The organism is Phocaeicola fibrisolvens, from assembly GCF_025567125.1.
Taxonomy (GTDB): Bacteria; Bacteroidota; Bacteroidia; order Bacteroidales; family Bacteroidaceae; genus Phocaeicola; species Phocaeicola fibrisolvens.
Map to the genome: position 1 here is coordinate 1 of NZ_JAOQJI010000085.1, position 6454 is coordinate 6454.

Sequence of the window (6454 nt, forward strand, 5' to 3'; positions counted from 1 at the left end):
GCAGTTCAGGGGAGTAAAGGACAAGGCCTTCTTTTTGTTCAGACTGGCTAAAATTTATGCTTAATCAACGAATCCCTCAGATTTTTACGTTGAGCCGATATTCTTTTTCAATCCCCTTTCGGTTGTCCACCGGATAAATAGAAAAAGTCCCGTAAAACGTTGATTTTACGGGACTTGTCTTAATTTGACTACCTAATGTCTTAGGTTTCAGCGGAGAGACAGGGATTCGAACCCCGGGTACCTCGCAGTACAACGGTTTTCAAGACCGCCGCAATCGACCACTCTGCCACCTCTCCAAAACTCTATTTGAGAGTTGCCTTGTTTTTCAAAGGCGATGCAAAGGTAGGCATTATTTTGGAATCCGCAAATATTTACCGCCTTTTTTGATTATTTTTTTTCATTGTCGTACCTTTGCAGCCAAGAAAAACGAAACAGACGAATCATGATATATCCTCATAATTTCGAACAAAAGATTGGATTCGACCAAATCCGACAGTTGCTGAAAGCACGCTGTTTAAGCACATTGGGAGAAGAACGTGTAGACGAAATGGCTTTCTCGGACGACTACCAGGAAATCAACCGCCGACTGGAACAGGTGGTAGAGTTTGTACGGATTACCCAGGAAGAGGAAGATTTTCCCGCACAGTACTTCTTCGATGTCCGCCCCTCGCTGAAACGTATCCGGGTGGAAGGTATGTACATGGACGAGCAGGAACTCTTCGACCTGCGCCGCTCGCTGGAAACCATCCGCGACATCGTACGCTTTCTCCAGCAGACTGATGAAGACGAGGAAGACGATACAGCCACCTCCCCTTATCCGGCACTACATGAACTGGCAGGAGATATCCTGACCTTTCCACAACTGATTGCGCGCATTGACAGCATTCTCGACAAGTTCGGAAAAATAAAGGACAATGCCTCCACAGAACTGTTGCGCATCCGACGGGAACTTTCAGCTACCACCGGAAGTATCTCGCGCAGCCTGAACAGCATCCTACGGGCGGCCCAATTGGAAGGATACGTCGACAAAGATGTAACCCCCACCATGCGCGACGGCCGCCTGGTCATTCCGGTAGCTCCGGGCATGAAACGGAAAATCAAAGGTATCGTACACGACGAGTCGGCCACTGGAAAGACGGTGTTCATCGAACCGGCGGAAGTGGTGGAAGCCAACAACCGCATCCGGGAACTGGAGGGAGAAGAACGGCGGGAGATTATCCGTATCCTGACCGATTTCTCGGCAACGGTCCGTCCGCAGATACCCGCCATCCTGCAATCCTACGAATTCCTGGCCGAGATTGACTTTATCCGTGCCAAGGCACTGTTCGGCATCGAGATAAAAGGCCTGAAACCCTCGTTCGAGAACCAGCAGATTGTCGACTGGTTCCAGGCGGTACATCCCCTGCTGCAAATGTCGCTGGCCAAGCACGGCAAGAAAGTGGTTCCCTTGGACATTATCCTCACCCGCGAGAAACGCATCCTGCTGATTTCCGGTCCGAACGCCGGAGGTAAGTCCGTCTGCCTGAAAACCGTCGGACTGCTGCAATACATGCTTCAGTGCGGCATGCTGGTGTCCATGCACGAGCGAAGCCATGCCGGCATCTTCAGCCACATCTTCATTGACATCGGCGATGAACAGAGTATTGAAGACGACCTGAGTACCTACTCTTCCCACCTGACCAACATGAAGGTGATGCTGAAATCGTGCAACAGCCAGAGCCTCATCCTGATTGATGAGTTCGGAGGAGGAACGGAACCGCAGATTGGCGGGGCCATTGCCGAAGCCGTCTTGAAGCGTTTCAACCTGAAAGGTACCTTTGGAGTCATCACCACCCACTACCAGAACCTGAAACATTTTGCCGAAGACCATGAAGGCGTGGTGAACGGAGCCATGCTCTACGACCGCCACGAAATGCGCGCCCTCTTCCAGTTGCAGATTGGGAATCCCGGAAGCTCATTCGCCGTGGAAATCGCCCGGAAAATCGGGCTCCCGGAAGAAGTCATCGCCGATGCCTCGGAAATTGTGGGAAGCGAATACATCCAGAGTGACAAGTACCTGCAAGACATCGTGCGCGACAAGCGTTATTGGGAAACCAAACGCCAGAACATCCGCAAGCGGGAAAAACAGATGGAAGACACCATTGCCCGCTACGAACAGGAAATAGCCGAGCTGGAACGCAGCCGAAAAGAAATCCTGAAAAAAGCCAAGGAAGAAGCCGAACGCCTGCTTCAGGAATCGAACGCCAAGATTGAAAACACCATCCGCACCATCAAGGAAGCACAGGCCGAGAAAGAACGTACCCGTACTGCCCGCCAGGAACTGACGGACTTTAAGGAGCAGGTAGAGAAACTCGACAAAGCGGCCATGGAAGAAAAAATCGCCCGCAAGATGGAGCAGCTCCGTGAAAAGCAGGAACGGAAAAAAGACAAGAAGGCCCGACAGCAGCAGAAAGCCTCCGAGCCTCAGCCTGTACCTAAAGTCCACCCAATAGAAGCCGGCGACTATGTCCGCATCAAGGGACAGACCAGTGTGGGACAGGTGATGGACGTCAACGGAAAGAATGCCGTAGTCATGTTCGGTCTGATGAAAACCAACGTGAAAACCGAACGGTTGGAACGGACCGATGCCCCGAAAGTCGCTCCCCTTTCCAACAAGACAACTTTCGTGAGCAGCGAAACGCAAGACCGAATGTACGAAAAGAAACTGAACTTCAAGCAGGATCTCGACGTCAGAGGAATGAGAGGGGATGAAGCCATCCAGGCCGTCACTTATTTCATCGACGACGCCATCCTGGTGGGAGTCAGCCGTGTACGTATCCTGCACGGTACCGGAAGCGGTATCCTGCGTACCCTCATCCGCCAGTACCTGGCCACCGTACCGGGGGTTGCTCATTTTCAGGACGAGCACGTACAGTTCGGAGGGGCCGGCATCACCGTGGTCGATTTAAAATAACCCGAAGGGATTTTACAAACAGATACGACAAGCATATACGATTATTGCGTATCTTTGCAGAAAACTCACACCTATTTTGAGATGAAATCAATCAGAGAACTATATCGCATCGGAACGGGCCCGTCCAGCAGTCACACCATGGGCCCCCGCAAGGCAGCCGAACAATTCCTCGCACGGAATCCGCAGGCCGCCTCTTTTGAAGTCACGCTGTACGGAAGCCTGGCCGCCACCGGACGCGGACACATGACCGACGTGGCCATTCTGGATACCCTGCAGCCTCACGCTCCCGTGGAAATCATCTGGAAGCCTCATGTATTCTTTCCGTTCCACCCCAACGGAATGACCTTCAAGGCATTCGACGCCCAAAAGAAGAAACTGGACGAATGGACGGTGTTCAGCGTGGGAGGAGGCGCACTGGCAGAAGAAGGACACGACCGCACGGCTACCAACGACATTTACAGCATGAACACCATGAGCCAGATACTCTACTGGTGTGAACACACGGGCAGAAGTTACTGGGAATACGTGGAACAGTGCGAAGGCAAGGAAATCTGGGATTTTCTGGCAGAGGTATGGGAGACCATGAAGGCAGCCATCCACCGGGGACTGGATGCCGAAGGGGTACTGCCCGGTCCGCTGAACCTGCGCCGTAAAGCCTCTTCTTATTACATCCGGTCGAAAGGATACAAAGATTCTCTCCGCTCCCGGGGACTGGTCTTTGCCTACGCCCTGGCCGTCAGCGAAGAGAACGCTTCGGGAGGAAAAATCGTGACGGCACCCACCTGCGGTGCCTGCGGAGTGGTTCCGGCAGTTCTGTACCACTTGCAGAAAAGCCGTGAATTCAGTGACGCACGTATCCTCCGTGCACTGGCCACTGCCGGTCTGGTAGGCAACATCGTGAAACACAACGCCTCCATTTCCGGTGCCGAAGCCGGATGCCAGGCCGAAGTGGGAGTAGCCTGCTCCATGGCTTCAGCCGCTGCCAGCCAGCTGTTTGGCGGCAGCCCGGCACAAATTGAATATGCAGCAGAAATGGGACTGGAACATCACCTGGGCATGACCTGCGACCCAGTATGCGGACTGGTACAGATTCCTTGTATCGAACGCAACGCGTATGCGGCCGCCCGCGCCCTCGATGCCAACATCTATTCGGCCTTTACCGACGGACACCATCGGGTGTCATTCGACAAGGTAGTCGAAGTCATGAAACAGACAGGGCACGACCTCCCTTCCTTGTACAAGGAAACCAGCGAAGGAGGCCTCGCCAAGAACTATCAACCCATGGATTAAAAGGACCTGAAAAAACGCAAGGACGTTTCAATGAAAACGCCTTTGCGTTTCATCCTAAACGCCTAAGCGTTTAAAGTAAAACGTCTAAGCGTTTTAAATGAAACGTCTAAGCGTTTTAAATGAAACGTCTAAACGTTTTTTGCAAGTCTTCAAAAGTCATCTTTTGTCTACATTCTACCCTCACAAAAAACATTTTACATGACCTTCATCAGCCATTATAATTCCCCTCTTGGAGGTATCACACTTGCGGCCACGAACGACAGGCTCTGCGGACTCTGGTTTGACGGACAGAAGTATTTCGGCAGTACCCTTCAGGAAGAAACTGAAGAAGAGGAGACTCCCGTCCTGTGTCGGACCCGACAGTGGCTCGACCTCTATTTTTCCGGAAAGAAGCCCGGCTTCCTTCCCCCGCTTCATCTTGATGGTACCCCTTTTCAGCAAACAGTGTGGAACATCCTGTGTAGCATCCCCTACGGAGAAACCCGAACTTACAAAGAAATCGCCGTAGAAACCGCCCGCAGACTCGGACGTCCTCACATGGCTGCCCAGGCAGTAGGAAACGCCATCGGACACAACCCCATCAGTATCCTTATCCCCTGCCATCGAGTGGTGGGCACCAACGGCAGCCTGACCGGATACGCTGGAGGAACAGAACGTAAACTTGCCTTGCTGCAGATTGAACATACACCTTATTATATATAGTAACTACATGAAACCATACACAGTTTATTTATTCGATTTTGACTATACCCTGGCCGACTCTTCCCGCGGCATCGTGATGTGCTACCGTAACGTGCTCGAACGTCACGGATTTCATCAGGTGGACGACCACGCCATCAAACGTACCATCGGAAAAACGCTGGTTGACTCCTTTTCCATCCTGAGCGGAGTGACGGATGCCGATACCCTGGAAACCTATCGGAAAGAATACGTGAAAGAAGCCGACCTGCACATGACGGTCAACACCCGGCTTTTCCCCGAGACGGAAGAGGTGCTGCATGCACTGAAAGCACGCGGTGCCCGCATCGGTATCATCTCTACCAAATACCGCTACCGCATCATGGAACTGCTGGGGAAGAAATTCCCGGAAGGATTCATTGACATTATCATAGGAGGTGAAGATGTGAAGGAGGCCAAACCCTCTCCCGAAGGATTGTTACTAGCCATCTCCCGCCTGCAATGCCCCAAAGAACAAGTACTCTATCTGGGCGACAGCACGGTGGATGCAGAAACTGCCCAAAATGCCGGAGTCAATTTTTCCGGTGTCTTGCACGGCATGACCACCCGCGAGGAACTGGCAGCCTATCCGCATATAGCCATCCTGCCCGACCTGACTCCGCTCAAATAAAAAAACGAGCCCATCGATCGTTTTTTTTCAGATAAATAGTTGGTTATGTAAATTTAAAGCCGTAAATTTGCAGCCGATTTTAGTCCGTGGAGGTAAAAAAGTAGCCGGAGAGAACGGTTCACCTTGCGGAGGAAACCCGTTTAATATTTATTTAAAATGTACGTAATCGTAGAAATTAACGGTCAGCAGTTCAAAGCAGAAGAAGGCAAGAAACTGTTTGTTCAGCACATCCAGAACGCTGAAAACGGTGCAACTGTTGAATTTGACAAAGTCTTGTTGGTTGACAACAACGGTACTGTAACTGTAGGTGCTCCTACTGTAGACGGTGCAAAAGTGGTTTGCGAAGTAGCTTCTCACTTGGTAAAAGGTGACAAAGTATTGGTATTCCACAAAAAGAGAAGAAAAGGTTACAGAAAACTGAACGGTCATCGCCAGCAGTTTACTGAATTGACAATCAAACAAGTTATTGCTTAATCATTTAAAACGTAGAAGAAAATGGCACATAAGAAAGGTGTAGGTAGTTCTAAGAACGGCCGTGAGTCAGCTAGTAAGAGATTAGGCGTAAAGATATTCGGTGGTTCAGCTTGCAAAGCTGGTAACATCATTGTTCGTCAAAGAGGAACAGTTCACAACCCGGGTGAAAACGTAGGTATGGGTAGTGACCACACTCTTTACGCATTGGTAGACGGTACTGTATGTTTCAAGAAAGGTCGCGAAGACAGAAGCTATGTTTCTGTAATTCCTTGCGCTGAAGCATAATCTACTGAAAACGAAATTGTAAAAAGAGGCCGTCTCAAAATGAATTGAGATGGCCTCTGTCGTTTCATATCAGATTGAAGTCGTTTGGATTTTCCTCAAAAAAA

6 protein-coding genes and 1 tRNA gene are annotated in these 6454 nt (G+C 50.7%); 6 read left to right on the forward strand and 1 reads right to left on the reverse strand.

What is annotated here, in order from left to right; translation table 11 throughout:
- Positions 1-211 precede the first annotated feature (211 nt).
- Positions 212-296: transfer RNA gene (locus OCV81_RS17340), tRNA-Ser, on the reverse strand.
- Between the two features lie 146 nt (positions 297-442).
- Here OCV81_RS17340 and OCV81_RS17345 point away from each other — a divergent pair.
- From OCV81_RS17345 to rpmA, 6 genes are all read left to right on the forward strand, one after another.
- A complete protein-coding gene (locus OCV81_RS17345; protein ID WP_148331093.1) occupies positions 443-2953 on the forward strand; it encodes an endonuclease MutS2 in 2511 nt (836 codons plus the stop codon).
- An 81-nt stretch (positions 2954-3034) separates the two neighbouring features.
- Positions 3035-4243: an L-serine ammonia-lyase gene (locus OCV81_RS17350; RefSeq protein ID WP_148331094.1), complete on the forward strand. Its 1209-nt coding sequence runs from the start codon at positions 3035-3037 to the stop codon at positions 4241-4243.
- 198 nt (positions 4244-4441) lie between these two features.
- Complete coding sequence (locus OCV81_RS17355; protein WP_148331095.1) at positions 4442-4945, forward strand: methylated-DNA--[protein]-cysteine S-methyltransferase; 504 nt, start codon at positions 4442-4444, stop codon at positions 4943-4945.
- Between the two features lie 7 nt (positions 4946-4952).
- Positions 4953-5591, forward strand: a complete 639-nt coding sequence (locus tag OCV81_RS17360; protein WP_148331096.1) for an HAD family hydrolase — start codon at positions 4953-4955, stop codon at positions 5589-5591.
- Between the two features lie 156 nt (positions 5592-5747).
- Entirely contained in the window at positions 5748-6065 is a 318-nt protein-coding gene (gene rplU / locus OCV81_RS17365; protein WP_072541873.1) for a 50S ribosomal protein L21, read from the forward strand.
- A 21-nt stretch (positions 6066-6086) separates the two neighbouring features.
- The gene (gene rpmA, locus OCV81_RS17370) at positions 6087-6350 is read left to right on the forward strand and encodes a 50S ribosomal protein L27 (protein WP_007562978.1); all 264 of its coding nucleotides are present in this window, start codon (positions 6087-6089) and stop codon (positions 6348-6350) included.
- Positions 6351-6454 lie beyond the last annotated feature (104 nt).

Bases quoted from the DNA above. Each gene is read 5' to 3' on its own strand.
- rplU (WP_072541873.1), top strand. From the start codon at position 5,748: ATGTACGTAATCGTAGAAATTAACGGTCAGCAGTTCAAAGCAGAAGAA.
- rpmA (WP_007562978.1), top strand. From the start codon at position 6,087: ATGGCACATAAGAAAGGTGTAGGTAGTTCTAAGAACGGCCGTGAGTCA.
- OCV81_RS17345 (WP_148331093.1), top strand. From the start codon at position 443: ATGATATATCCTCATAATTTCGAACAAAAGATTGGATTCGACCAAATC.
- OCV81_RS17350 (WP_148331094.1), top strand. From the start codon at position 3,035: ATGAAATCAATCAGAGAACTATATCGCATCGGAACGGGCCCGTCCAGC.
- OCV81_RS17355 (WP_148331095.1), top strand. From the start codon at position 4,442: ATGACCTTCATCAGCCATTATAATTCCCCTCTTGGAGGTATCACACTT.
- OCV81_RS17360 (WP_148331096.1), top strand. From the start codon at position 4,953: ATGAAACCATACACAGTTTATTTATTCGATTTTGACTATACCCTGGCC.